This is a genomic window from Psychrobacter sp., assembly GCF_018260395.1.
In the GTDB taxonomy this organism is placed as follows: Bacteria; Pseudomonadota; Gammaproteobacteria; order Pseudomonadales; family Moraxellaceae; genus Psychrobacter.
In genome coordinates, this window is sequence record NZ_JAGLBC010000252.1 from 1 (window position 1) to 1,331 (window position 1,331).

1 protein-coding gene and 1 pseudogene are annotated in these 1,331 nt (G+C 35.5%); one reads left to right on the plus strand and one right to left on the minus strand.

Annotated elements, in window-relative coordinates:
- A pseudogene (locus QZ265_RS10895) lies at positions 1–174 on the minus strand (elongation factor P hydroxylase); the annotation flags it as partial.
- 461 nt (positions 175–635) lie between these two features.
- Between QZ265_RS10895 and QZ265_RS10900 the strand changes: the two are divergent.
- Complete coding sequence (locus QZ265_RS10900; RefSeq protein WP_296406104.1) at positions 636–1,265, plus strand: DUF177 domain-containing protein; 630 nt, start codon at positions 636–638, stop codon at positions 1,263–1,265.
- Positions 1,266–1,331 lie beyond the last annotated feature (66 nt).

A 1,331-nucleotide genomic window follows, 5' to 3' on the forward strand; every position in this document is an offset into this window, starting at 1 on the left:
GATCTCATGCAGGGCGCTCTGAAAAAAACCATGGGCAAATTCGATACGTGCAGGACTGTGACAAGTGGCTGGAAAGTATTCAGGTTCATACTTACCACGAACTAATGTGACGTTCTTTGTTGAAAAAAGAGCATTAAACAGCGCTATGAGCCAGTTAACCTGATCAACTTCATTGGACTTTACTGGTGATGCAGAGGCGTCAGTAACTTCAGGATATAAAGAATATTGCAGTTGTTGCCATTGTTGTTTTAACGCATCTAAAGTGCTTGAAATAGAGTGCAATCCTTCAGGTAGAGAACGGTGTTGCTTTAAATATTTAGCTAATTTATTAATTTTAAGCTCAGTAAAATCGATGACAGACATAGAATGCTTAAGAGTCCAAAGTAAAATTTAAATTAAAAATTCATGTAACAAACAGGGTAGTAATAGGCATATTATGCCCTCAGATAAAAGAGTAAGTAATACATTATTTTATCAATTAAAATAAAACCGACAATCATATAGAATTTTTAGTCAGTTGTGATGATAATATTGTGTATTTGAATTTTAAAAGAGCTCAATAACGCTGTCGATAAAGCTTAATTATGGCATTAACCTATGGCCACACTGTTATCAGTTTTAAAAGAGAGAGAAGTATGACAAAATACAGCGAAAATAATGTATCCACTAACCTTACGGACTCTAAATTGAGCAACAATACATCCAATACCAATACTGAAAAAAGTGCTTTACAGCTACCTAATCATGTCAACCTAGAAAAGTGGGAAGATGCAGGCTACGTTTGGTCAGGCAGTATTACGCCGCGAATGCTAAAGCGACTGGTGGATATTGTACCTGAAGAGTACCAAGATAAGGCTATAAATTTAAAATGTGAGCTAAAAAAACAAGGTCAATTATTGATGTTGATGATGGCGTATACAGGTGATATCTGGGTTACTTGTCAACGTTGTTTAATGCCACTAAATATAGACGTTACCCATGATGCTGAATTGATATTGCTACAGCGTGAAGAGCAGCAAAGCTTGGTAGATGAGTCAGATGACTATCTTTTATTGGAAGAGTTATTGGCAGATCAACCAGAAAATATAAAAGGCGATAGATTATTGCCTTTAAAAAAGCTGGTCGAAGATGAATTGTTGCTTGATGTACCGCTTTTTGCCAAACATGATGATTGTGAAATGGCTGTAAAACAAGTAGGCGAGATTATTGAGGAAGAAACTGAGAATCCATTTGCTGCTTTAGAAGCCTTAAAAGGTAAATTATAAATTCAAAAATTAGCTATAAAACCGTTAACAAGTCGAATTATATGTGTCCTACTTAGGCAAGTAGAC

Excerpts from the sequence above, each read along its gene's own strand:
- QZ265_RS10900 (WP_296406104.1), top strand. The coding sequence starts at position 636 with ATGACAAAATACAGCGAAAATAATGTATCCACTAACCTTACGGACTCT.